Genomic DNA, 24,889 nt, shown 5'->3' on the forward strand with positions numbered 1-24,889 from the left:
TCTCGGAGCAGGCTGACAGCTTACGACACCGTTCCCTTGGATCCTGTCTCACAACCGCCTCCCCTCCGCAATCACCCCTTGATCCGCACCATCTGCGGATCATAAAGCGGCTTCAGCGACACCTGGCATGGCACGCGCTGCTGCGCGACATCCAGCTCATAGCGGCCGGAAAGCACGAAATCCTCCGTCACCCCGCCGGGGTCACGGACATAGCCATAGCCGATGGCCTTGCCGATCGTGTAGCCATAGCCGCCGCTCGACAGCCAGCCAACGCGCTGGCCGTCGCGGTAGATCGTCTCTCGGCCGAGCAGCACGGTCTGCTGATCGTCGGGCACGAAGCAGGCAAGCATCTTCTTCACGCCTGATGCCAGTTGCCGCTCGATCGCCTCTCGGCCGCGGAATGCGACATCCTTCTTCGTCTTCACAGCCCAGGCAAGCCCTGCCTCGATCGGCGTATGATCCGGCCCGATATCGGAACCCCAGGCACGATAGCCCTTTTCCAGCCGGCAGCTTTCGATGGCGCGATAGCCGGCATTGATGAGGCCATGCTCGCGGCCGGCCGCCATCAGCACGTCATAGACAGTGCCGGCATATTCCACCGGCACATGCAGCTCATAGCCGAGTTCGCCGACATAGGTGATGCGCAGCGCCCGCACCGGGCAGCCGGCAATACCGATCGTCTTCACCCTGCCAAAGGGGAAAGTGGCGTTCGAAACATCGTCCGATGTGACAGTCTGTAATATCTCGCGCGATTTCGGCCCCATCAGCGACGACACGGAATAGGCGGAGGTCACATCCACCAGTTCGGCATGCAGGTCGGCTGGAATATTTCGGGCAATCCAGTCGAAATCATGCGTGGCGAAGCCGGTGCCCGTCGTGATGTAGAACTCGTTCTCGGCAATACGACCAATGGTGACATCGCACTCGATGCCGCCCCGATCGTTCAGCATCTGCGTATAGGTCAGCGCGCCCGCAGGCTTGGCGACGTCGTTGGAGGCGATCCACGAGATCGCCGCCTCAGCATCCCGGCCTTTCAACACGAACTTGGCAAAAGACGTCTGGTCGAAGATGACGGCGGCCTCGCGAACCGCCTTATGCTCACGACCGACGGCATCGAACCAGTTCTGACGGCCATAGGTGTAGACGTCCTTCGGCTCCTCGCCCGTAAAGAGATCGGCAAACCAGTTCGGCCGCTCCCAGCCGAGCTTTTCGCCGAAACAGGCGCCCTGCGCCTTCAGGCGATCATAGAGCGGCGACTTGCGGCAGGGTCGGCCGCTGGAATGCTCCTCGAAGGGCCAGGCCATGGTGTAGTGCTTGCCATAGGCTTCCAGCGTGCGCGTGCGTACCCAGTCTGTGTCGAAATGCGGGCGGCCGAAGCGGCGGATATCGACCGGCCAGAGATCGTAGGGCGGCTCGCCCTTTACCACCCATTCGGCGAGCGCCATGCCCGCGCCGCCGGCAGAGGCGATGCCGAAGGCGTTGAAGCCGGCGCCGACGAAGAAGTTTTTCAGCTCCGGCGCCTCGCCGAGGATGAAGTTGCCATCGGGCGTAAAGCTCTCGGGGCCGCAGAGCAGCTGCTTGACGCCGGCCGTCTGCAGGGCCGGCACGCGCACCAGCGCCTGCTCCATGATCTGCTCGAAATGATCGAAATTGCTGTCGAGCAGCGTGTAGTGGAAATCTTTGGGAATACCATCAAGCGCCCAGGGGATCGGGTTGGGCTCATAGCCACCCATGACCAGCCCGCCGACCTCTTCCTTGTAGTAGGTCAGCCTGTCCGGGTCGCGCAGCGTCGGCAGGTTGGAGGGCACGCCGAAGGACTCGGTGATCAGATATTGATGCTCGACGGAGACGAGCGGCACATTGACGCCGAAGCGACCGGCAAACGTCCGCGTCCACTGCCCGGCGCAAACGACGACGCGCTCGCATTTGATGCGGCCCCTCTCGGTAATGACGGCGCGGATCCGGCCCTTGTCGATCTCGAGATCCAGAACCTCGGTATCCTCGAAGATCGAGACGCCGCTCATGCGGGCGCCTTTCGCCAGCGCCTGGGTGATATCGGAAGGATTGGCCTGACCGTCGGTCGGCAGGAAGGCGGCGCCGACGAGATCGTCGATATCCATCAACGGCCAGAGATCGAAAGCCTCCTTGGGCGTCAGCAGATGCATCTGCAGGCCGAAGGATTGCGCCGTCGTCGCCTGCCGCTTGACCTCGGTCCAGCGTTCCTCGTTACAGGCGAGACGCAACCCGCCATTCATCTTCCACCCGGTGGCAAGCCCGGTCTCGGCCTCAAGCTTCTTGTAGAGATCGACGGAGTAGCCGAGCATCTGGGTGATATTGGCGCTGGTGCGCAACTGGCCGACAAGGCCGGCGGCGTGAAACGTGGTGCCCGACGTCAGCTTCTTGCGCTCCAGCAGCACGGTATCGGTGAAGCCGAGCTTGCCGAGATGATAGGCCGTCGAGCAGCCGATGATGCCGCCGCCGATGACGACGGTCTTTGCAGTGTTCGGCAGTTCCTTCATTGCTTCACCTCAAGAATTCCGAAAACTCTGCCAGGCGCTCTCGAACCGCCGCAGATTTTCGTTTGTGTAGGAAGAATAGTCGAAATCGATATCGGAATGGATTTCCGAAACCATGCTCCACATCGTCTCGCGCAGGAGCGAAGCGCATTTCATCGCCTGGTAGCGCCGGCGCAGATCGTCATTTATCGGCGCTTCGAAATAGGTTTCCAGCATGACGCTCTCCTGCGCTTCGGAGAATTCGTTGTTGGAGGCTAGGCCGCCAAGATCGAAGAGCGGCGTGTTGAAGCCGGCATAGTCCCAGTCGATCAGCCAAAGCCGCTTGCCATCATCGAGAAAATTCGCGGCCAGCAGGTCGTTATGGCCGAAGGCGATGTCGAAAGGGCCGGCCGCCTGTTCGAGCCGTTGCGCTATATCGAGAAAGGACGGCAGCAACGGCTTGTGCCGGCTACCGCCGGCATCGAGTGCGGCCGCATAATCCCTGACCACATGAAAGACCCAGAAGATCGCGGGCGGCCCGCGAAAATGCCCGGCGACATCGCGATGGCAGGAACGGACGAGACGCACGACGCGCGCCAACATCGCGGGATCGCGGACACCGTCGGCAGAGAGCGGCTTTGCATCGATATAATCCAGCACCAATATGCCGGGCTCATGGTGGATGACGGCCGGCGAAAGACCGGCCGCATGCGCTGCCCGGCTCGCAGCCACCTCGTGGACGCGGCTGATATGGTGAATGGGAATATCGGAGCCAAGCCTGACGACGAAGCGCCGGCCGCTGTCGCTGACCAGATAATTGCGATTGGTGATGCCGCCGACGAGCGGGGCGATATCGATCGGCCCGTGCCAAATGCCAAGAGACTGTATCTTGTCTTCAGCCGTTGCGATCATCCCCCCTCCGACGTTGCGACCGTGTATCCTCGATAATGGAAGGGTTCCTCACCAACGGAGGCTTGTCAAGCATCATCCCACAAAAGGAAACGAATATTTGGCTTTTTGTTGGTTTGACGAAAAGGAACGCCATCGCATGAGCTATGGATATCGCAACAGAGCGCTTCACCGTAAGTGAGATTTGACTTAAAAACTCACACGCGAGGCAAATGGATCGAGCTTGCGTCTTTACGCCACTTTCCGGCGTCGCATGACTGCCCGATCCGCAAGCCGCTCGCACATTTTGGGATCATACCCCTAATAGGATCAGGACCATGCCGGGCACCTCCCAACCGCCGCTTCATTCCAATCATCGCGAACGGGAGATCCTGGAGGAGCTGCGGCTGGCCGGCGGCGCCAGCCGCATTCAATTCCTCGCCGAACGGCTCGGCGTCTCGGAAGAAACCATTCGCCGCAACATCCGCAGTCTGGAGGCCAATGGCCTCGTGACCAAGGTGCATGGCGGCGTCCATATCAAGGACGCCATGATCGAGCCGCCGCTGCACCTGCGGATGAACGAGAATGCCGAAGCAAAGCGGATGATAGCCGCGTCCGTCGCGGCGATGATCAAGGACGGCGACACCCTCTTCCTTGATGTCGGCTCCACCACGGCTTTCATCGCCGTTGCGCTGCAAAAGCACCAGAACCTCTTCGTCGTCACCAACGCCGTGTCTGTGGCCCATGCGCTCGCCACCCGCAATGGCAACCGCGTCTTCTTCGCCGGCGGCGAGCTGCGTGGTCACGATGGCGGCACTTTCGGCATGGAAGCGGCCAATTTCCTGCGGCGCTTCAATGTGCGTCATGCCGTGTTGTCCGTCGGCGCCGTCAATGCCACGTCCGGCTTCATGCTGCACGATCTCGAGGAAGCGGAATACTCTCGAGAAGCCGCAAGCCGCGCCGAAAACCGCATCATCGTTGCCGACAGCGCCAAGTTCGGCCGCACCGCGCCGGTCGTTCTCAACGAACCGGCAACCTATGACGTGCTGGTCACCGACGACATGCCGCCGCCGGACATCCGGGCCATGCTGGAGCGCAACGAGATCGAACTGGTGATCGCCAACCGACAGCGGATGGAGCGGCGGTAAGCGGCTAACCCTTGCACATGGCTTCCAGCGTCAGCGCCGCCTTGCTGGCGTGGCGCTCCTTATGACGCAGCAATCGGAAGCTGCGGACGGGCATATCGAAGCGGGCCTGAACCAGCAGACCCTGCCCGAGATAGGCCCTGGCCGCCGCGCTGGAAATAGCGGCCGCGCTTTGTCCCGCGCAAGCGGCTGATAGCACGGCCTCGTTCGAGGGCAGGACGAGCGCCACCTTGAGATCACCCGGCGAAGCGCCAAGCTTGGCAACCGCGTTTTCGAATTCCGATCGGGTGCCGGAACCCTCTTCACGCATTACCCAGGATGTGTCGCTGGCAAGATCGGCCGCGGCAAGCTGCCGCCCATCCGCCCAGGGATGGTGTGGCGGCACGACAATGACCAGCGCATCCTGCGCAACGATCGTCATCGACAGGGCCGGCGCATCCACCTCACCTTCGATGAAACCGAGCTCGGCCGCGCCATTGATGACGGCTTCGGTGACGGTGCGCGTATTGCCGATCGTCAGGTCCAGTTCGATGCCGGGATAGTCACGATGAAACCGCATCAGCAACGGCGGCAGCCAGTAGCTGGCGATGGTCTGACTGGCATAGAGGCTGAGCTGACCGCGCTGCAGGCCGCCCAGCTCGGACAGCATCAGTTCGGCCGAGCGCACGCGGGCAAGCGTCGCCTTGGCTTCGCCGAGGAAGGAGCGGCCCGTCTCCGTGAGCTCGATCCGCCTGCCGACGCGGTGAAACAGCTCCACGCCGTAATAGGCTTCAAGGTTCTTGATCGCCGAACTGACAGCCGAGGGTGTCAGATGAATGGCTTCCGCGGCATGCGTCAGATGTTCCCGCTCGGCGACGGCGACGAAAATGGCAAGTTGCTCGAAGGTCATGGGAAATCATTCTAATTTATCGAACGAAACGTAGGATAATATTCGATGGATGTCCACATCGGGAGATGAGACTTTCCAGCCGTCACTCAATCGGAATAACGAACGGCAGTACGACATGTCCCATGCTCAGCGCGCAAACCAGATACTTCCCGGCCTTGCACTCACTTGCGTCGTTGCGCTTCTTGCCTATGCCGGCGAGCACATTGAGGAGGGCATTTTCGGTGGCAGGTGGATCGAAAGCCTGGTGCTTGCCATCGCGCTCGGCATCGTCGTCTGCACCATCAAACCGCTGAAGCCGGCCATGCGGCCAGGTATCGATTTCAGCGCCAAGATCCTGCTGGAAATCGCCATCGTCCTTCTGGGCGCATCCATCAGCCTTTCGGCGATCCGGGGCGCAGGCGTCTGGCTGATTGCCGGCATCGCCATCGTCGTCGTCCTTTCGATCGCGGCCACCTATCTCATCGGGCGGCTGCTCGGCCTGCCGCCGAAGCTGGCGACGCTGATCGCCTGCGGCAACTCGATATGCGGCAATTCGGCCATCGTCGCCGTAGCCCCCGTGATCGAGGCGGACTCGCAGGAAATCGCGGCAGCCCTGGCATTCACCGCCGTGCTCGGCATTGCGGCTGTATTCCTCTTGCCGCTTCTCTATTTTCATCTTGGCATGAGCGTACCGCAATACGGCACATTGGCCGGGCTCACCGTCTACGCCGTACCCCAGGTGCTTGCCGCCACGGCCCCGGCCGGCCTTCTCGCCGTCCAGACCGGCACACTCGTCAAGCTCGTGCGCGTCCTGATGCTGGGACCAGTCATCTTCCTGCTCGGCATCCTCACCAAGGTCGAAACGACAGACACGAAAGGACGCAGCGGCCATCATCACTCGCTGGTTCCGTGGTTCATCTGCGGTTTCCTTGGGCTGATGGCACTGCGCTCCTTCGGCCTCATTCCGGACGCGCTGATCGCCCCGATGGAATCGGTTTCAGGCATCCTGACTGTCATCGCGATGGCGGCACTCGGGCTGTCGGTGAATATCCGCTCGGTTGCCCATGCCGGCGGCCGCGTGATCGTAGCGGCCACATTGTCGCTGCTGATGCTGGGCGCCATCAGCTACGCTCTGATCGTCGCCTTGCAGATCCAGTAGTCCGCCCACCGCCACCAGCCGAGGATCGGTTCTTGCCCAATGTGCGGGCCGATTTCAGCAAAGCGGCGGTATCGCTCTCCGAAGAAGGATAGCCGATGGCGTAACCCTGAAGTTCATCGCAGCCGACCTCTGCCAGAATGCATGCATGCTCTTCGGTCTCGACACCCTCGGCGATAACCTCGACATTCAATGTCCGGGCGATTTCGACGATCGAGCCGACGAGGCGGCGCTGCTCGTCTGACACGGTTATCGCCGTCACCAGCTGCCGGTCGATCTTCAGCCGCTTCGGCTTCAGCTTGACCAGACCGATCAGCGAAGCATGACCCGATCCGAAATCGTCGATTTCAATATCGATCCCCATCTCCTTGATCGCATCGATATTGGCCAGCACCCTGTCATCGGGATCGTCGAGGAAAATGGTTTCCACCAGTTCGAAGGCGATGGCCTGGCGCGGTATCTCGAGCGCCTGCAACCCCTCGATCAAATTGGGGTCGGCAAGCCGGCGTCCGGAAATGTTGACGGCAATGCGCGGCGGCGTGATACCTTGCGAAACCCAGGCGGCGCGATCGGCAAGCGCGCGCTTCAACACAGCGGCATCGATCTCGGCCGTCAGCCCATATTCGTCTGCAACCTTGAGGAACGCTGCCGGGTTCAATAGTCCCTTTTCCGGATGCCGCCAGCGTGCCAGCGCCTCCAGCCCGACGATGTGGCGGCTGCGCGCATCCACCTGGATCTGATAGAAAGGCTCGATCTGACGCAGCACAGGCGCCAACCGCAACTCGTCGGCCAGCTGACGTTCCGTGTGCAGATCGGACTGGAGCTGCGGCGTGAAGAATTCGACCCGATTGCGCCCGAGCTTCTTGGCCTGGAAAAGCGCCACGTCGGATTCCGCCAGCAGATTGCCCGCGCGGTCAGCCCGGCTTGAGGCCACGCCAACGGATGCGCCGATCCGCAGCATTTCATTGCCGAAGCGCACTTCGCGCCGCAATCGCGAGAGAATATCGTCCGCAATGGCTTCCAGCTTTTCGGCACTGCCGACATTGGCCAAAACAGCGACGAATTCGTCGCCGCCGACACGGGCCACAATGTCGTTGGCGGTGATCGCGCCGGAGATACGCGCGGCCGCGCTCTGCAGGGTCGCATCCCCGGCCGCATGGCCCCATTTGTCGTTGATCTCCTTGAAGCCGTCGAGATCGATATGGAGCACGGCCAATGTCTGCCCGGCATTATCCTTGCGCAATTCGGCCAGCCGCCGGTCGAAATAACGTCGATTGGGAAGGCCGGTCAGATAATCATGATCGGCGGCATGCTCGATACGCGCGCGGCTTTGCTCGAGCGCCACCGCGCGCGCTTCGGCGATGGCCTTCTGGCTGCTGAGCTCGCGATTGAGCAGGACGTCGGCGGTGACATCCCATTCCGCACCGATGAAGGACGGCGCACCATCGGGACCTTCATAGAAATGAGCGCGTGAGCGCAGATGCCGCACCTCTCCGCCCGGCAGGACGACGCGAAACTGCGAGTTATAGAAACCCCTTTCGCCAAGGGCGGCCTGAAAGTCGCTAAGCGCCTCCTCAACGTCTTCGGGGTGCAGGGCTTTCAGCCAGACATCGGATGATACCTTGCGATCCTGGCGACCGGTCCCGTAGAGCTTGTGCATCTGGGGATCCCAGAGCAGTTCCTCATCCTTGATATTGTGCTGCCAGACACCGATTTGAGACGCCTCCAGCGCAAGCTCCAGCCTTCTCAAAAGGTCCTGGAACTCTTCCTCTGTTCGCCCTGACGCCGCCTCTGCCAACCGGCTTCACCCCCTTGGGACACATTGAGAGATTACGCACATGCAACTGATATATTTGCACTACTCCCTTACACGAACTTTAATGCCCGCGCGCGTGTCGTGACCTAGTCTGCGATTTCCCTCGATATCCTTAGCTAATGATTGTGCCGCGGCGGATTGGCCGCGATGTTGCAGAAATCGGCCGCGCCCTCGAGCACGGCACCATCGGACAGCTGCGTCACGGAGCGGCGATAGATGCGCTGCCATGGAGTTGCGTCGGGCGGGACGGCCGGGATGCCATCGCCCTTTCGACGCTCGATTTCCGTTTCGTCCACCAGCATGTCGCAGCGCCCGTGATTGAAATCGATACGAATGATATCGCCGGTCCGCAACCAGGCAAGCCCTCCACCCGCCGCACTCTCCGGCGAAGCGTTGAGGATCGAGGGGCTGTCGGCCGTGCCCGACTGACGCCCGTCGCCAATTGTGGGCAGGCTGCGGATGCCGCGCTTCAGAAGCGCGTCCGGCGGCTGCATGTTGACCACTTCGGCCGATCCCGGCCAGCCGATCGGCCCGGCACCACGGATGACGAGGATGGTTCTCTCGTCGATGCCGAGATCGGCGTCGTTGATGCGCCTGTGATAGTCCTCGGATCCGTCGAAGACCACCGCCTTGCCCTCGAACACGCCTTCTTGGCCCGGCTCCTGCAGATAACGAAGGCGGAAGTCTTCCGATATGACGCTCATCTTCATGATGGCGAAATCGAAGAGATTGCCCTTCAGCACGAGGAAGCCGGCCCGCTCTTTCAACGGCGCCGCGAAGGGGCGGATAACCTCTCGATCCGTCGCTTCGCGCCCCTTCAGATTCTCTGTCATCGTCCTGCCGGTCACCGTCGGACAGTCGCCATCGAGCTTGCCGGCCTGCAGCAGCTCCCACATGACGGCGGGTACACCGCCGGCACGGTGGAAGCGTTCGCCGAGATAGGCACCCGCAGGCTGCACATTGGCCAGAAGCGGAATGTCGAAACCATGCACCTGCCAGTCGTCGGGATAGAGCTCGACGCCGGCATGCTTGGCCATCGCGGCCAAATGCGGCTGCGCATTGGTCGATCCGCCGATGGCGGAATTGACCCGGATGGCATTCAGGAAGGCCTGCCGCGTCAGCACGTCGGACGGCTTGATGTCCTCAAGTACCAGTTCGACGGCGCGCCGCCCGGTGCGATAGGCCATCTGACCGCGCTCGCGATAGGCGCCGGGAATGGCCGCGCAGCCGGTAAGCGACATGCCGAGCGCCTCGGCCATCGCATTCATGGTCGAGGCCGTTCCCATCGTATTGCAGTGACCCACCGAAGGAGCAGAGGCGAGTGACGCCTCCATGAATTCCTCTTCGTCGATCTCTCCGGCCGCCAGCTTGCGGCGCGAACGCCAGATCACCGTGCCGGACCCGGCAAGCTCGCCATCGTGCCAGCCATCCAGCATCGGCCCGCCTGACAGCACGATCGCCGGAATATTCACGGTGGAGGCCGCCATCAGCGCCGACGGCGTGGTCTTGTCGCAGCCGGTCGTCAGCACAACCCCGTCGAGCGGATAGCCGTAGAGCACCTCGACGAGGCCGAGATAGGCGAGATTGCGGTCGAGCGCGGCCGTTGGGCGCTTGCAGTTCTCGAAGATCGGATGGGTCGGAAATTCGATCGGAATGCCGCCCGCGTCGCGAATGCCGTCGCGCACGCGCTTGGCAAGATCGAGATGATGGCGGTTGCAGGGAGTGAGATCGCTGCCGCTCTGGGCGATGCCGATGATCGGCTTGCCCGAACGCAGCTCTTCCGGCGTGATGCCGTAATTCATGAAGCGCTCCAGATAGAGCGCGGTCATATCGATGTGATCCGGATTGTCGAACCAATCCTGGGAACGCAGGCGACGCCTGGATGCAGCCTTATCGCTCATCTTTTCCTCAAGCCTTTCCTCGGGCATTCTTGTCTTCCAAATGCTGCAGCAAACCGCTGTGATCCTGTTCGCCGCCGCCATTTTCAACGAATTCGGCAAATTCGGTCCTGACGATTTCAGTCAGCGGCAGGTGAAGCGACAGGCTTTGCGCGGCAGCAAGAACCGTATCGAGATCCTTCAGCTGGTTGCGGGCCGTTCCACCCGGCTCGAAATTACGCTCGATCATGCGCTGGCCGTGCAGGTCCAGGATTCTGCTTTCAGCAAAACCACCGCGAATGGCGGCACGGAACGCCTCGCGCGATCCACCACCGGCTTCGACCAGCAACATCGCTTCCGCGACGGCACCGATCGTCACCGCGACGATCTGCTGATTGCCGAGCTTGGCAAGCTGGCCGGTGCCGCTCGGCCCGACGCGAGTCACGCGACCGAGCGGTGCCATCACATCGCGAACGCTGTCTATGATATCGGCATCGCCACCGGCCATGATGGCCAAAGTTCCGGCCATAGCGCCGGCCACACCGCCGGAGACCGGCGCATCGATATGCCGAATGCCGCGTTCGGCAAGCTTGAATGCGTGTTCACGCGCGACCGCCGGCGATATCGAGCTGTTGTCGATGACAACGGCACCTGGCTCCAGCGCGTCGGCCACCCCGCTGCCGAACAGGACTTCGCTGACGGCGCCGCCATTGGTCAGCATGGTAAAGAGCACCGATGCACCCCGCGCCGCCTCGGCGGCAGTGGCGGCCAGGGTCGCGCCATCATCCGCCAAGGGATCCGCCTTGCTACGGTCGCGATTCCAGACGGTGACCGGAAAGCCGGCGGCCAGCAGCCGCCGCGCCATCGGCGCTCCCATCAGACCCGTTCCGAGAAAGGCGATCTTTCTGCCGCTCATGGCAAGCGTCCTCCGACATAAATTTGTGCCGGCCCCGCCATCGCGCGGCCACCGATTATGCCGATCGATTCGGCAAGGACGTCATGCACGCAATCCTCCTCGAGCCTCGAGCGTCAAGAGCAACTCCTCTTGCCCGACGCACGTCAATCAACTCGTCCAAGAGCTTGATAAACCTATGGTGCCAGCATGCAAAAGAAATCGGCGCGCATACGGAAAATTCTTCAAAAAATCAGATGATCGAAGCGGCAGGAGTGAAAAAGTGGCCGCACAAAAACAAAAAGGGCGGGACCTTGCGGTCCCGCCCGTGAACGTATCCGGCACCGGAGTACCACCCTATTCGGCGGCGATCGGAAGCACCTCGGCCGAATGGTCGTTGTCGTTGTGATGGTGCTGCTTCAGCGGACGGTTGCCCGTCAGATTGCGGATCAGCACGTAGAATACCGGCGTCATGAAGATGCCGAAGAAGGTCACGCCGATCATGCCGGCGAACACCGCCACGCCCATGGCCGCACGCATCTCGGCACCGGCACCGGTCGAGGTAACGAGCGGGACGACGCCCATGATAAAGGCCATGGAGGTCATCAGGATCGGGCGCAGACGCAGGCGGCTGGCCTCGATAGCGGCCTGTACCGGCTTGCGGCCTTCCAACTCCAGCTCGCGGGCGAATTCCACGATCAGGATCGCATTCTTCGCCGAGAGGCCAACCAACACCATCAAGCCGATCTGCGTGAAGATGTTGTTGTCGCCACCCGTCAACCAGACGCCCGTCAAGGCAGCCAGCACGCCCATCGGCACGATCATGACGATCGCAAGCGGCAGCGTGACGCTCTCATACTGGGCAGCCAGCACGAGGTAGACGAGCAGCAGGGCTAGAGGGAAGATGATGATACCCGAGCTGCCGGCCAGGATCTGCTGGTAGGTCAGATCCGTCCATTCGAAACTGATGCCCTTGGGCAGGGTTTCGTTGGCGATACGCTCCACGGCCGCTTGTGCCTGACCGGACGAGAAGCCCGGAGCCGGACCGCCGTTGATATCGGCGGCGAGGAAGCCGTTGTAACGCGTCGTCCGCTCGGGACCGGTGCTGGCCTCGACCTTCAAGAGCGCCGACAGCGGGATCATCTGACCCGATGCCGAACGGACTTTCAACTGGCCGATGTCGCTTGCATGAGCACGGAACTGGGCGTCTGCCTGCACACGCACACTGTAGGTACGACCAAAGGCGTTGAAGTCGTTGACATAGAGCGAACCCAGGTAGATCTGCAGCGTATCGAAGACATCCGTCACCGAGACGCCGAGCTGCTCGGCCTTGGCGCGATCAAGGTCCGCATAAAGCTGCGGCACGTTGATCTGGTAGCTCGAGAACAGGCCGGTAAGCTCCGGCGCCTGATAGGCTTTGGCGAGGAATGCCTTGTTGGCCTGGTCAAGCGCCAGGTAGCCGAGGCCGGCGCGATCCTCGATCTGCATCTTGAAGCCGCCCGTCGTGCCGAGACCCTGAACGGGCGGCGGCGGGAACATGGCGATAAAGGCGTCCTGGATGCCGGCGAACTTCTGGTTCAACTGCATGGCAATGGCGCCGCCCGACAGATTCGGCGTCGTGCGCTCCTCGAACGCCTTCAGGGTCACGAAGACGATGCCGGCGTTGGACGAGTTGGTGAAGCCGTTGATCGACAGGCCCGGGAAGGCGATGGCATGCTCGACGCCCGGCTGCTGCATGGCGATGTCGCTCATGCGGTGGATGACGTCGTCCGTCCGGTCGAGGGTCGCGCCGTCAGGCAACTGCGCGAAGCCGATCAGATACTGCTTGTCCTGCTGCGGCACGAAGCCGCCCGGAACGGTCTGGAACAGGAAGTAGGTTGCGCCGATCAGAGCGATATAGATGACCATGACCAGGCTCTTCAGCGACAGGATGCCGCCGACGCCCTTGCCGTAGGCATTCGAACCACGGTTGAACACCCTGTTGAAGCCGCGGAAGAACCAGCCGAATGTCACGTCCATCACCCGCGTCAGCATGTCCTTCGGCGCGTGGTGGTCCTTCAGGAGAAGAGCCGCCAGAGCCGGAGACAAGGTCAGTGAGTTGAACGCGGAAATCACCGTCGAGATGGCGATCGTCAAGGCGAACTGACGATAGAACTGGCCCGACAGACCGGAGATGAACGCAAGCGGTACGAAGACGGCGACCAGCACGAGAGCGATCGCGATGATCGGACCCGAGACTTCCTTCATGGCGCGATAGGTTGCGTCACGCGGACTGAGGCCGTTCTCGATATTGCGCTCGACGTTCTCCACGACCACGATGGCGTCGTCCACGACGATACCGATCGCCAGCACTAGGCCGAAGAGGCTGAGCGCGTTGATCGAGAAGCCGAAGACATACATCACCGCGAAAGTACCGATGATCGAGACAGGAACGGCGATCAGCGGAATGATCGAGGCACGCCAGGTCTGCAGGAACAGAATGACGACGACGACGACCAGGGCGATGGCTTCGAGCAGGGTATGGACGACCTTGTCGATCGAGGCACGCACGAACTGCGTGGTATCGTAGACGATCTCATACTTGACGCCGTCGGGCATCGCCGTCTGCAGCTCGTTCATGGTCTTGATGACATTGTCCGAGATGGTAATCGCGTTCGATCCCGGGGCCTGGAAGACGGGAACGGCGACCGCCGGCTTGCCGTCGAGCAGCGAGCGCAGCGAATAGTCCGACGCGCCGAGTTCGACGCGGGCGACATCGCGCAGACGCGTGATCTGACCGTTTGCGCCACTCTTGACGATGATGTTGCCGAACTCTTCCGGCGTGGTCAGACGGCCCTGGGCGTTGACGGAAAGCTGGACGTCGAGACCGGGAACGCTGGGGGACGCGCCGATGATACCGGCGGCGGCCTGGACGTTCTGTTGACGGACGGCGTTTGCGATATCGCTGGCGGCAAGACCGCGCTCGGCGGCCTTCTGCGGATCGACCCAGACGCGCATCGAGTAATCGCCCGAACCGAACACCTGAACCTGGCCGACGCCCTCGATGCGGGCCAGACGGTCCTTGATGTTCAGCGTCGCATAGTTGCGCAGATAGGTGATGTCGTAGCGATTGTCGGGCGAGATGAGGTTGACCACCATCATCAGGTCAGGCGAGCTCTTCACCGTGGTGATGCCGAGGTCGCGGACGTTCTGCGGCAATCGCGGTTCTGCCTGCGAGACACGGTTCTGCACCAGCTGCTGCGCCTTGTCCGGATCAGTGCCGAGCTTGAAGGTGACCGTCAACGTCAACAGACCATCCGAGGTCGCCTGGCTGTTCATGTAGAGCATGCCGTCGACGCCGTTGATCTGCTCTTCCAGCGGCGTCGCCACTGTTTCGGCAATGACTTTCGGATTAGCGCCCGGATACTGCGCCGTGACGACGATCGAGGGCGGCACGACCTCCGGATATTCGGAGATCGGCAGCAGCCGCATGCCGATCAGGCCGGCGACCAGGATGAGGACCGATAGCACTCCGGCAAACACCGGACGGTCGACGAAAAATCTTGAGATGTTCATGGCAGAACCCTCTCCAGGGGGTGAATCAAGAGGACACGAGGCCCGTGCCCGCGGCCCACCGAGGCGCCACGAGCATTGAAAATCGAAACATTGGAATAGCGGCCGGAAGATTTCGCCTTCCGGCCGCGCAGATTACTTCGCGGCGACCTTCTCTTCCGGCTTCGGATCGACCACGGCACCGGGGCGAACCCGCTGCAGGCCGTTGATAATGACCCGGTCGCCGGCATTCAGGCCGGAATTGACGATGCGCATGCCATCGGAGGTATCGCCGAGACTGATCGGCCGATACTCAACCTTGTTATCGGCCCCAACAACGAAGACGAACTTCTTGTCCTGGTCCGTGCCGATCGCGCGCTCGCTGATGAGGAGCTTGCTCTCGGCCTTTGGCTGGCCCATGCGCACCCGCACGAACTGGCCCGGGATAAGACGGCCGCCCGGATTGTCGAAGACGGCGCGAACGGCGATGGTGCCGCTTGCAGTATCGACTTCATTGTCGATCAGTTGCAGCTTGCCGTTGACCGGCGTGCCGTTGTCGTTCGCTGTACCGATCTGCACGGGGATCTGCTCGACCGGTGGCGCCGCGCCATTGGTGACCGGAAGTTCGGCCAGCGCCTGGGTGACCGTCTGTTCGCTCGCATTGAAGCTCGCGTAGACCGGATCGACCGAAACAAGCGTCGTCAGCGCCGGCGAGGACGAACCGGCAGCAACCAGATTGCCGACGGTAACCGCGATCTTGCCGACGCGGCCGGAAATCGGAGCGCGAACCTGCGTGTAGTCGAGGTTCAATTGCGCCGTCTGCAAGGTTGCTTGCGCCGCCTTCACATTGGCATCCGCTTCGGCGTAATTGCTGGCGCGCGTATCCATGTCGCTCTGCGAGATCGTCTTGTTCTCGAAGAGCTTCTGACCACGGTCGACTTCGACCTTGGTCAGGTTAAGCCTGGCCTTTGCCGCTCCGACCTGGGCCTGAGCCTGGGCGACGGCCGCCTGGTAGGTTGCCGGATCGATCGTCACCAGCAGGTCGCCCTGCTTGACCAGGGCACCTTCGCGGAATTGCACCGACTGAATTGCGCCGGCCACACGCGGCCGGACTTCAACCCGGTCAATGGCTTCGAGCCGCCCCGAAAACTCCTGCCATGAGGTGATGTCACGCGGCTCTACCGCAGCAACGGTGACGGGGACGGGCGGCATTGCCGCCGGGCCAGCCGCCTCGGTTGCTTGAGCGCCGCGTGGCAGCTCAAGATAGAAAGCTGCGCCTGCAACAGCCGCAGCGACACCCATGCCGGCGCCCCACAGGGCCCAGCGCTTACCGTTGGACTTCATGTTATTCTCTCCTTTGGCACCGCCTTGGGAAACGGGACCGAAAATTCCTAATATCTCAATACAGTCTGGGGTCCGAAGCACTGCGCATCCGCGCGAAGATCACTCCGGCTTTCTGCCTCCAACATCCCGTCCAATTCCGCGATTTCCCTCGCGATCGGGATGCTGTAGTCGATCAAGCCTGCACTTCTTCGACAAAGCCCTTGAAACAACAGCAAACATCTTGCTGCCACGAGGGCCTGTCCTTCGACTGCCCGCCGTAGAGGGTGGGCCAGCCTGTCCCGGCGGGAAGGACTTGCTGGCGAACACGGACGCCGGCCGCTTTCAGCCGGCTGCCGTATTCCATGCTCTCGTCGCGGAGCGGGTCGTCCTCGGCCGTGAGCACCAATGTCGGCGCGAGGCCCGAAAGCCGCGAACAGTATCGAGGCGCCGCATAGGGGTGGCAGACACCGCCCAGGAAACCCAGGTATCGGTTCCAACCCTCCGTCCAGCGCTCGCGCATGCCGCTTTCCTCCGCCTGGAGGAAAGATTTCGATCCCATGAAGGGGTCGAGCAAAGGCGATATCAACACCTGTCCATCCAATGAACCCGGCATCTGATCGCGTGCCTTTAAAGCGACACCTGCTGCTACATTGCCACCCGATTCCTCTCCGGCGACAAACAGCAGTGATTTTTTCGCTCCACCCAGCGCAAGCATGTTTCGCTTGTTGCCGAGATAGGCCAGAATCCCGTAGGCGCATTCGAGCACCTGCGGAAAAGCATTCTGATTGCCGCTGGTATAGTCCGCGGCAACCACGATCGCGCCGGCTTCCGCGAGGCTTACGGCCACCGGCCGGTCGATTGCGTGATTGGTGTCCAGAAAAGCGCCGCCGTGCAAATAGAGCACGAGAGGTGCCGCCTTCTTCAAACCTTCGCCGTTATAGATCCGAGCTGCCACCGGCCCCGTAGGCACGTTTTCCAGCACAACATCTTTCCACGGCGCACTCATCGACCCAAATCCTATCTGCTCGAGTGAATATGATCACTTTCAGAGGCTTTTATCATGCCCTGTGACCATGTTCCCGATAATGCGGTCTTTAGCGCCCCCATGCCGCATTGCAACAATTACACAGACAACATATTGTTATTCCGTTCCGAGAATAAGTAGCCTATATTCGATCAGACTATTCACAATCACAAACAATCGACCCCTTTTCGTTGTGGTCGAGGGGCATCATGGAATGGACCAGTTGTCAGCAATGCGGGCATTCGCGCGTGTGGTGGAAACGGGTAATTTTACCCGCGCCGCCGCGGCCCTCTCCATGCCGAAAGCGACGGTGACGACACTCATCCAGTCGCTTGAGGCGCATCTGCACGCCAAGCTTCTGAACCGGACGACCCGGCGCGTCATGGTGACGACCGACGGCGCGCTTTATTACGAGCGCGCCATTCAAATCCTCTCGGAAATCGAGGAACTGGACGGCAGCATCAGCAATTCGCAGAGCCTGCCGAGCGGTCGCCTGCGCGTCGAAATGGCCGGCGCCTTCGCCGAGAGGATCGTGATGCCGGCGCTCTGTGATTTCCACCAGCGCTATCCCGATATCCATATCGACCTCGGTGTTGGTGACCGACTGGTGGACTATCTGGCCGAGAATGTCGACTGCGCCTTGCGCGCCGGCATGCCGAGCGACCAGTCGCTGATCGCCCGCCGCGTCGGCGAGATCCACTTCGTCACCTGCGCCGCGCCGCTTTATATTGAAAAGCACGGCATCCCGGAGCGCCCGGAAGAGCTGGAGACGGCTCACTATGCGGTCAGCTATTTCCGCGCGCAAACGGGCCGTACTATCCCTTTCATCTTCGAACACGGCAACGAGTCGCTGGAAATCACCCCGCGCTACATCCTTTCGGTGAATGACAGCCGCAGCTACATCCAAGCGGCACTGACCGGGCTAGGCATCGCACAGGTTCCCAGCTTCATGGCCCGCGAGGCGCTTGCCAAGGGTGATCTGGTGCCCATCTTCACCGGCTGGACCCGGCCTGCGCTGCCCATGCACATCGTCTATCCGCCCAACCGGCACCTGAGCAACAAGGTGCGCGTTTTCGTCGATTGGCTGGCGAAATTGCTGATCACCTCGCGGGTGGGAGAAGCCTGAGATAGCAAACTGCCTTCCCCTATTTGAGCAGGCAACCGTAAGCACCTTCTCCCCGAGGGGAGAAAAGTTGTGCGGCAACGACCTCACCTCATATACGATTGCTCTGCCTATCTGAGGGGAGAAGGCCAGGTTCTCCCGACCGCTCAGTTCCAGGAGGCTCCCGCCTGCTGGCGAACCGTTGCGTTCAACCGGTTCCAGACATTGTCGATCGCGATCGCAACGATCAGGGCGGACAGCGCCTTCTCGTCATAGTGTCGGGCAGCCTCGTTCCAGACCTCGTCGCTGACGGCATCCGGCCGGTCGGCAAGCCGGGTGACTGCCTCGCCGAGCGCAAGGGCCGCACGCTCGGCGTCCGAGAAATAGGGCATTTCTCGCCAGGCGGAGACCCCGACGATGCGCTCCATCGTTTCGCCCGCTTTCTGCAGCTTGCGAAAGCCCATGTCGGTGCAGACGCTGCAGCCGTTGATTTGGCTGATGCGCAGATGCACGAGGTCGATTGTGTTTTCAGAAAGGCCGCGATCCTTAATGGAAGCGCTGACGGCCAAAAGGGCCTGCAGTGTTTCCGGCAGGATGACGGCGGGGTTCTGCATACGAGCTTGCATGTTTTGTCCTCTGATTGTTCGGGCGCCACGATGGCCTCGATCTTGACGATGAATTTTCCTGTCGATCTTGTGTCACACCGGCCGGACTGCATTCGTCATGGGTTTGACGGAACACGATGAGGGAATGTGACAGATGGACGGAAAAAACTGGCAGGCTGAAAAATTCGAGGCGAACCGGCCGCATCTGCGCGCCGTCGCCTACCGCATGCTCGGCTCGCGGACGGAGGCGGAAGATGCAGTGCAGGAAGCATGGCTCCGTCTACTCAAGGCCGATAGGTCCGAAATCGAAAACCTCGGCGGCTGGCTGACGACGGTCACCGCACGCATCTGTCTCGATTTGCTGCGCGCCCGCAAATCGCGTCGCGAGGAGCCGTTAACGGTCCTCATCCCCGAGCCGGCAGTGACCCACGAGGCCGAGCAGGATGCGCTGCTGGCCGATTCCGTCGGCCTTGCTCTATTGGTCGTTCTGGAGAAGCTCAACCCGGCCGAGCGGCTTGCCTTCGTTCTGCATGACATGTTCGATGTGTCTTTCGACGATATAGCCCCGATCGTCGGGCGGACCACGGTTGCGACGCGCCAGCTTGCAAGCCGCGCCCGCCATCGCGTGCAGGAAACGCCTGTCTCGATGGAAGCCGACCTCGCCCGCCAGCGGCATGTCGTCGACGCCTTCTTCGCCGCCTCGCGCGGAGGCAACATGCACGCGCTGCTCGCCGTTCTCGATCCAGAGGCAGTCTTCCGCCCGGATGCCGTCGCGGCGCGTATGGGATCAGTCGGGGAAATCCGCGGGCGTGTCGATGTCGCCAAAACCTTCAACGGCCGCGCGCAGGCAGCCCGGCTCGCCGTCATCGATGGCGCGGTCGGCGCCATCGTGGTTATCGGTGGGCAGTTGCGTATCGCCCTACATTTCACCGTCAACGAAGACGGCATGGTCACGACCATCGATGCGATGGCCGATCCGCAACAGCTGCGCAGGCTCGATATCGTGTTGATCGAGCCATGAAACCTATCGCATCTGTGTCGGGCTCGTGCCCGTCAGCCGGCGAAACATGGCGATGAAGGCGGAGGCATTGCTGTAGCCCAGCTGCGATGCAATCCGGTGCACCGGCTCGCCGGCTTCGATCAGCGCCAGGGCTGCGACCAGCTTCAACCGCTGACGCCATTCGTTGAAGGAAAGGCCGAGATCATCCTGGCATCGACGCGACAGCGTCCGCTCGGTCGTCCCCATCCTGCGCGCCCATTCCGCCAGGGAGTGCCGATCACCCGGATCGGCCTGCAACGCGCTGAGCACCGGGCCGAGCAATGGGTCGTCGGAAAGCGGCAGATAGCTTTCACAGCGTGGCGCCAAGCGGATCTGGTCGACCAGAACCTGTGCGAGCCGCAGGTCCTCGGACGTTTCAGGCAAAGTGATATCCCGTGCCGCGAAATCCGCCAGGATTGCCTTCAGCAGCGGGCTGATGCTCAGCGTCGAAGGTTCGGCCGGCAGATCGGCGCAGAGGTCGCGCTCGACATAGACGGTCACATAGCGCAGGTCATGCCGGTTATGCGCCCCATGCATCGTATCCGGCGGCAGCCAGATGGCGTAATGCGGCGGCGACAGATAGGGCACGCCCTGAATATCGAACTCACAAACGCCGACCAGCGCATAGTTGAGCTCACCCCACGGCTGGCTTTTCCTCGGAAAAACCGTGCCCGCTCTATAGTTCTCCGTCCGAAAGGAAACGGGGCGCGGCGGATCGCCCTCAATGCGTGGAAGCCTGTCCGGCATGTCCTCATTTCGCTACCGATTGTCCTAATCTCGTTATATACCAAAATTCGGACAAAGAGTAGAAGGATATCCCAGTGGTGAACGATGTCCGCCATGCCTCGTTTAGTACAGAAGCCAGAATGACGTCGGGAGACCATTCCATGAGCACCCAGCCGCACTCATCCGCATCCGTCGTCAGCGTGGCCGGACTTGCGCCGCTGCAGACCGTGCTGATCTGGTCCGGCAATACCGTCGTCACCAAGGCATCCGCCGGCCTGATTTCGCCCGGCTCCATCTCCTTCTATCGCTGGCTGCTCGCCTTCGTCGTGCTCCTGCCCTTTGTCGGCCGAGCGGCATGGCGCAACCGCGCGCTAGTACGCGAGCATTGGTTGAAGCTCGCCATCCTCGGAGCCCTCGGCATGGTGATCTACCAGAGCCTTGCCTATGAGGCGGCCAAGACCACCTCGGCCGTCAACATGGGCGTCATGCTCGCCTTGATGCCATTGCTGTCGACGTTTTTCGCTAGTCTGCTCGCCGGAGAAAGACTGAGCGCTTCCAGCCTCGCAGGCGGCGCCATCTCGCTGATTGGGCTCATCTATCTGACGTCTCAGGGCGACCCGACAAGATTGATAAATGGCGGCTTCCATATCGGCGACGGCTTGATGATCATCGCCGTGCTGTCGAACGCGCTCTATGGCGTGATGTTGAAACGCTGGGCAATGCCGATCCCGATCTGGCAGCAGCTTTTCTGGCAGATCGGCTTTTCGACGCTGCTGCTGATCCCGGTTTTCCTGATGGGTGACATTTCGCCGGTCACGACGGCCAATCTGCCGCTGATCCTCTATGCGGCGATCCCGACGTCGCTTGTCGCCCCGCTCTGCTGGATGATCGGCATCCAGAAACTCGGCGCCAGCCGCACCTCGCTGCTGATCAATCTTCTGCCGATCGTGGTCGCGGCACTTGCCTGGGCGCTTCTCGGAGAGCAGTTGCATTCCTATCATGCCATCGGCGGCGCGCTCGCCCTGATCGGCGTCGGCCTTGGTCTGCGAAAGTCGCCGACGGCGAGCGATCAAGCGGCACCCGCAGCCGACGAAGCAGACTGGGAAGCGGAGGAAGCCTGAGCACTTCTCCGCGAAACTCTTTCCATTCGCCTGTCCTTCGTTCTACCATGAACGAGTCCCCAAGCGAAAAGGAAACGAGCGTGCGCATAGCCCTGGAACCGGTGTCCTCCAGAACGACGATCCAGGAGGGCGTCTACCAGCAGCTCAGAAACGCGCTGATGGCCGGTAATTTCGATCCCGGCCAGACGCTCACCATCGCCTCGCTCGCCGAAACGTTCGGCACAAGCAACATGCCGGTCCGCGAAGCCCTGCGCAGGCTGGCCGCCGAAAATGCGCTCGAAGTCGCCGCCAACGGCTCGGCCCGCATTCCGATGGTCACACTTGCCCGACTGGATGATCTCTGCCGCGCCCGCATCGCCGTGGAAGGGCTGGCCGCTGAGCTCGGCATACCCAATCTCACCCCGACCGACATCGCCGCGCTCGAGCGCATCGCCGTCGATCAACACGCAATCGGCCTTGGCAGCAATGTCTACGATCTGATGGCGAAGAACCAGCAGTTCCATTTCACAATCTATCGCGCCTCCGGCTCGGAAGTGCTGCTGCAGCTCATCGAAACATTATGGCTGCGGTTCGGCCCCTATATGCGCATGCTATCCGCCTCGGTCGAGCCCCTGATGCGCAGCGGGGAGCTGGATCCCGCCGGCCAGCATGTTCCGATTGTCGAGGCCCTGAAGGCCGGCGATTTTGCCGCTGCCCGCGACGGGGTCGTCGCCGACATTCGCCGCACACACGAAATTCTGCGCGATTATTGCCCGGTCACGCAGGACGAGCCACGAAGCAAGGGGTCCGGCTCGGCATCCCGCCGCTAACTTGCGAACCGTCGACAATTAACTTGCGGCCAGCGTCAGGCGAAATTTGGTTGAACCTTAAAGTATTTTGTGATCAAATGATCAAAATACAGATTTCAGTCCCATCGTTCAGAGCGAGATCCCCATGAGTTCCGCCCCTTCCACGTCGCAATTTGCCGGTCATAACAGCTTTCCGGTCGATGAGATCCGCGCCCTGTTTCCGGCTATCCAGAAGGCCGGCGACTTCGTCTTTCTCGACAATGCAGGTGGATCGCAGGTCCCCCAGACGGTGGTCGATGCGGTCGCCAACCATCTGATCGATTTCAACGTCCAGCGTATGGCGAAATACCGGCACAGCCAGGGCGTCGACCGCAATCTCGATGAAGCACGCGAAAGCGTCGCCATGCTGGTCAATGCCTATCGACCGGAGGAAATCTCCTTCGGCCAGAACGCCACCTCCTTCATCCGCCTGGTGAGCCTCGGCATCGCCAAGCTGCTCAGCGAGCGCAACGAGATCGTCATCACCGACATGGATCACGATGCCAACATCGCCACTTGGCTCGCCCTGGAAACAGACGGCGCCAAGATCGTATGGTGGCGCATGCGTGAGGACGGCATGCTGCATCCCGAGGATCTGAAGCCGCTCCTGAACAATAAGACCCGCCTCGTTGCCTGCACCGTGACAGCGCATTCCATCGGCACGATCGTCGATGTCGCCGCCGTCTGCAAACTGGCGCATGCGGCCGGCGCCGAGACCTTTCTCGATTGCGTTCACTACGGTCCGCATGGCCTGATCGATGTTCAGGCCTGGGGCTGCGATTATCTCGTCTGCTCCGGCTACAAGAACTTCTCGCCGCACATGGGCTTCCTCTGGGGCCGCTACGACGCGCTGGTCAAGCTTCCCACCTTCAAGGAAGACTTCATTCCCGACGTGCCGCCCTACAAGATCGAGGTCGGCACCTTCACCTACGAGAATGTTGCCGGCATGAACGCCGCGGTCAAATATCTGGAAGGCCTCGGCCGGCGTTTCCTCCCGACCGGCGACCATAGCCGTCGGGAAGCCCTGGCTGCGGCCATGGGCGCGATCCGCCAGTATGAGCTGATGCTCTCACGGGAGATGGTAGCGGTCCTGAAGCGCCACGGCGCCGTCATATACGGAATTTCGGATGAGGCCCGCCTCGAGCAGCGCGTTCCCACAATCTGCTTCAACATGCCTGGCATCACGCCGCAGGAATTCGCCACAGAGATGGGCGAAGCCGGCATCGGCCTGCGCGACGGGCATATGTTCGCACCACGTCTGATGAAACGCCTCGGTCTTTCCATGGAAACAGGCGCCATCCGCGTGTCGTTGGTGCATTATAACAAGGTCGAGGAGATCGCCCGCTTCGACTCCGTCCTGACTGAGATCATGGCGCGACGCAGATAAGCCGCGCCCATGAGCGGTGGCGGCGCCCGAACAACTCCGCCACCGCAATGCCTCCGTGCCGTCGACCCCAACCGGCAACGGCACGGAACGCTGCCTGAGTTGAGAGCAGATTGCCGCTTCGCAGCTAGGTTTTTTCGGTCTATCCCTCATTGAGATGACCGCTGAAATGTGAGGAAAAGGATGAGCGATTTCCGCCGGAACTGTATCGAGCGCGAGCTGCTCATCGGCACGTTTGCGGCCATCCCGCATCCGGTCGCCATCGAAGTCATCGCCGCTTCCGGCGTCGATTTCCTCTGCATCGACTGGGAACATTCGCAAATCAGCCGCGAGCGCATCGAGGATCTGATCCGCGCCGCCGACGTCCATCGCGTTCCCGCCATGGTCCGTGTGCCCGGCCACGCGGCGGAAGATATCGCCGCCGTGCTGGATGCAGGAGCAGCCGGCGTTCTGGTGCCGCGGATTTCGACGGCGGAGCAAGCTCGGTCTGCCGTTCGGGCCATGCGCTATCCGCCGCTCGGTGCGCGCGGCGTCGGTCCGGGCCGTGCGGCCGCATACGGCTATCGCATCCCGGATTATCTCGCCAAGGCCAATACCGAGCTGGTACTGGCCATTCAGGTCGAGACGGCCGAAGGGCTGGAGAATATCGTCGATATTGCCGCAGTCGACGGCGTCGATCTCATTTTCATCGGCCCCGGCGATCTCTCGGTCTCGATCGATGCCATGGGTCCGGCAGGCAAGGACAAGCTCGATGCGGCCATCCGGACCATTGTGAAAACGGCCCTGTCCGCCGGCCGCGCAGTCGGCATTTTCCGCCCGACAGCGGACGACGTCGGCACGTGGTCGGCGGCAGGGATAAGCTTCTTCCTGCTGGCCAGCGACACGATGTTTCTCGGCACCGGCCTGACCGCCGGCGTCATCGAAGCAAAGAAGCACAAGAGTAGTTTTGGAGTCGCGGAAAAATGAACGATTCCAGAGCTTTAAGATGTGCGCCACCCATAGATGAACCGGATGAAGGGGAAGACTTTTTAAGCTTAAACTTTATCCTTGAAATGCACTCGTTTTTGGAT

At 61.5% G+C, this 24,889-nt stretch carries 19 protein-coding genes; 8 read left to right on the forward strand and 11 right to left on the reverse strand.

The window, feature by feature from the left end:
• Positions 1–71: 71 nt before the first annotated feature.
• Both AB8B29_RS12005 and AB8B29_RS12010 read right to left on the reverse strand, forming a co-directional pair.
• Positions 72–2,519 carry an FAD-dependent oxidoreductase gene (locus tag AB8B29_RS12005; RefSeq protein WP_113118444.1) on the reverse strand — a complete coding sequence of 816 codons (2,448 nt, stop codon included), beginning with the start codon at positions 2,517–2,519 and terminating at the stop codon, positions 72–74.
• A 9-nt stretch (positions 2,520–2,528) separates the two neighbouring features.
• A complete protein-coding gene (locus tag AB8B29_RS12010) occupies positions 2,529–3,407 on the reverse strand; it encodes a choline kinase family protein (protein ID WP_092573329.1) in 879 nt (292 codons plus the stop codon).
• A gap of 314 nt (positions 3,408–3,721) precedes the next feature.
• Here AB8B29_RS12010 and AB8B29_RS12015 point away from each other — a divergent pair, with 314 nt between their 5' ends.
• A complete protein-coding gene (locus tag AB8B29_RS12015; RefSeq protein ID WP_037195293.1) occupies positions 3,722–4,531 on the forward strand; it encodes a DeoR/GlpR family DNA-binding transcription regulator in 810 nt (269 codons plus the stop codon).
• A gap of 4 nt (positions 4,532–4,535) precedes the next feature.
• Here the strand turns inward: AB8B29_RS12015 and AB8B29_RS12020 are convergent, their stop codons facing one another.
• Positions 4,536–5,417: a LysR substrate-binding domain-containing protein gene (locus AB8B29_RS12020; RefSeq protein ID WP_037195295.1), complete on the reverse strand. Its 882-nt coding sequence runs from the start codon at positions 5,415–5,417 to the stop codon at positions 4,536–4,538.
• A gap of 115 nt (positions 5,418–5,532) precedes the next feature.
• Between AB8B29_RS12020 and AB8B29_RS12025 the strand changes: the two genes are divergently transcribed.
• Positions 5,533–6,555 (forward strand): YeiH family protein, encoded by a 1,023-nt coding sequence (locus tag AB8B29_RS12025; RefSeq protein WP_037195297.1) that lies wholly within the window; start codon positions 5,533–5,535, stop codon positions 6,553–6,555.
• Here AB8B29_RS12025 and AB8B29_RS12030 read toward each other — a convergent pair.
• The 6 genes from AB8B29_RS12030 to AB8B29_RS12055 form a co-directional block, all read right to left on the reverse strand.
• Complete coding sequence (locus AB8B29_RS12030) at positions 6,518–8,350, reverse strand: GGDEF domain-containing phosphodiesterase (protein WP_113118443.1); 1,833 nt, start codon at positions 8,348–8,350, stop codon at positions 6,518–6,520. The genes AB8B29_RS12025 and AB8B29_RS12030 overlap by 38 nt on opposite strands.
• A gap of 134 nt (positions 8,351–8,484) precedes the next feature.
• A complete protein-coding gene (locus AB8B29_RS12035) occupies positions 8,485–10,269 on the reverse strand; it encodes an IlvD/Edd family dehydratase (RefSeq protein WP_113118513.1) in 1,785 nt (594 codons plus the stop codon).
• Between the two features lie 7 nt (positions 10,270–10,276).
• On the reverse strand, positions 10,277–11,230 hold the full coding sequence (locus AB8B29_RS12040; protein ID WP_376774233.1) for an NAD(P)-dependent oxidoreductase: 954 nt from the start codon (positions 11,228–11,230) through the stop codon (positions 10,277–10,279).
• A gap of 264 nt (positions 11,231–11,494) precedes the next feature.
• Positions 11,495–14,692 carry an efflux RND transporter permease subunit gene (locus AB8B29_RS12045; RefSeq protein ID WP_037195302.1) on the reverse strand — a complete coding sequence of 1,066 codons (3,198 nt, stop codon included), beginning with the start codon at positions 14,690–14,692 and terminating at the stop codon, positions 11,495–11,497.
• A 132-nt stretch (positions 14,693–14,824) separates the two neighbouring features.
• Positions 14,825–16,012, reverse strand: a complete 1,188-nt coding sequence (locus tag AB8B29_RS12050; protein WP_037195304.1) for an efflux RND transporter periplasmic adaptor subunit — start codon at positions 16,010–16,012, stop codon at positions 14,825–14,827.
• A 172-nt stretch (positions 16,013–16,184) separates the two neighbouring features.
• Positions 16,185–16,997 carry an alpha/beta hydrolase gene (locus AB8B29_RS12055; protein WP_113118442.1) on the reverse strand — a complete coding sequence of 271 codons (813 nt, stop codon included), beginning with the start codon at positions 16,995–16,997 and terminating at the stop codon, positions 16,185–16,187.
• Between the two features lie 232 nt (positions 16,998–17,229).
• On the opposite strand from AB8B29_RS12055, the gene AB8B29_RS12060 reads away from it, so the two are divergent.
• Positions 17,230–18,141 (forward strand): LysR family transcriptional regulator, encoded by a 912-nt coding sequence (locus tag AB8B29_RS12060; protein ID WP_037195308.1) that lies wholly within the window; start codon positions 17,230–17,232, stop codon positions 18,139–18,141.
• Positions 18,142–18,284: 143 nt separating this feature from the next.
• Here the strand turns inward: AB8B29_RS12060 and AB8B29_RS12065 are convergent, their stop codons facing one another.
• Positions 18,285–18,743 (reverse strand): carboxymuconolactone decarboxylase family protein, encoded by a 459-nt coding sequence (locus AB8B29_RS12065; RefSeq protein WP_047638754.1) that lies wholly within the window; start codon positions 18,741–18,743, stop codon positions 18,285–18,287.
• Between the two features lie 133 nt (positions 18,744–18,876).
• Here AB8B29_RS12065 and AB8B29_RS12070 point away from each other — a divergent pair, with 133 nt between their 5' ends.
• Positions 18,877–19,743 (forward strand): sigma-70 family RNA polymerase sigma factor, encoded by an 867-nt coding sequence (locus AB8B29_RS12070; protein ID WP_112440489.1) that lies wholly within the window; start codon positions 18,877–18,879, stop codon positions 19,741–19,743.
• A 3-nt stretch (positions 19,744–19,746) separates the two neighbouring features.
• Here AB8B29_RS12070 and AB8B29_RS12075 read toward each other — a convergent pair whose 3' ends face one another.
• Positions 19,747–20,508 (reverse strand): AraC family transcriptional regulator, encoded by a 762-nt coding sequence (locus tag AB8B29_RS12075; protein WP_047562335.1) that lies wholly within the window; start codon positions 20,506–20,508, stop codon positions 19,747–19,749.
• Positions 20,509–20,648: 140 nt separating this feature from the next.
• On the opposite strand from AB8B29_RS12075, the gene AB8B29_RS12080 reads away from it, so the two are divergent.
• The 4 genes from AB8B29_RS12080 (at position 20,649) to AB8B29_RS12095 (ending at position 24,785) form a co-directional block, all read left to right on the forward strand.
• Positions 20,649–21,608 carry a DMT family transporter gene (locus AB8B29_RS12080; protein ID WP_439006546.1) on the forward strand — a complete coding sequence of 320 codons (960 nt, stop codon included), beginning with the start codon at positions 20,649–20,651 and terminating at the stop codon, positions 21,606–21,608.
• Positions 21,609–21,688: 80 nt separating this feature from the next.
• Positions 21,689–22,417 carry a GntR family transcriptional regulator gene (locus AB8B29_RS12085; protein WP_037195457.1) on the forward strand — a complete coding sequence of 243 codons (729 nt, stop codon included), beginning with the start codon at positions 21,689–21,691 and terminating at the stop codon, positions 22,415–22,417.
• 124 nt (positions 22,418–22,541) lie between these two features.
• Entirely contained in the window at positions 22,542–23,822 is a 1,281-nt protein-coding gene (locus AB8B29_RS12090; protein ID WP_113118441.1) for a cysteine desulfurase-like protein, read from the forward strand.
• Positions 23,823–24,002: 180 nt separating this feature from the next.
• Positions 24,003–24,785, forward strand: coding sequence for an aldolase/citrate lyase family protein (locus AB8B29_RS12095; RefSeq protein WP_113118440.1), 783 nt, complete (start codon positions 24,003–24,005; stop codon positions 24,783–24,785).
• Positions 24,786–24,889 lie beyond the last annotated feature (104 nt).

The organism is Rhizobium sp. 11_C7_N12_5, assembly GCF_051811145.1.
In the GTDB taxonomy this organism is placed as follows: domain Bacteria; phylum Pseudomonadota; class Alphaproteobacteria; order Rhizobiales; family Rhizobiaceae; genus Rhizobium; species Rhizobium lusitanum.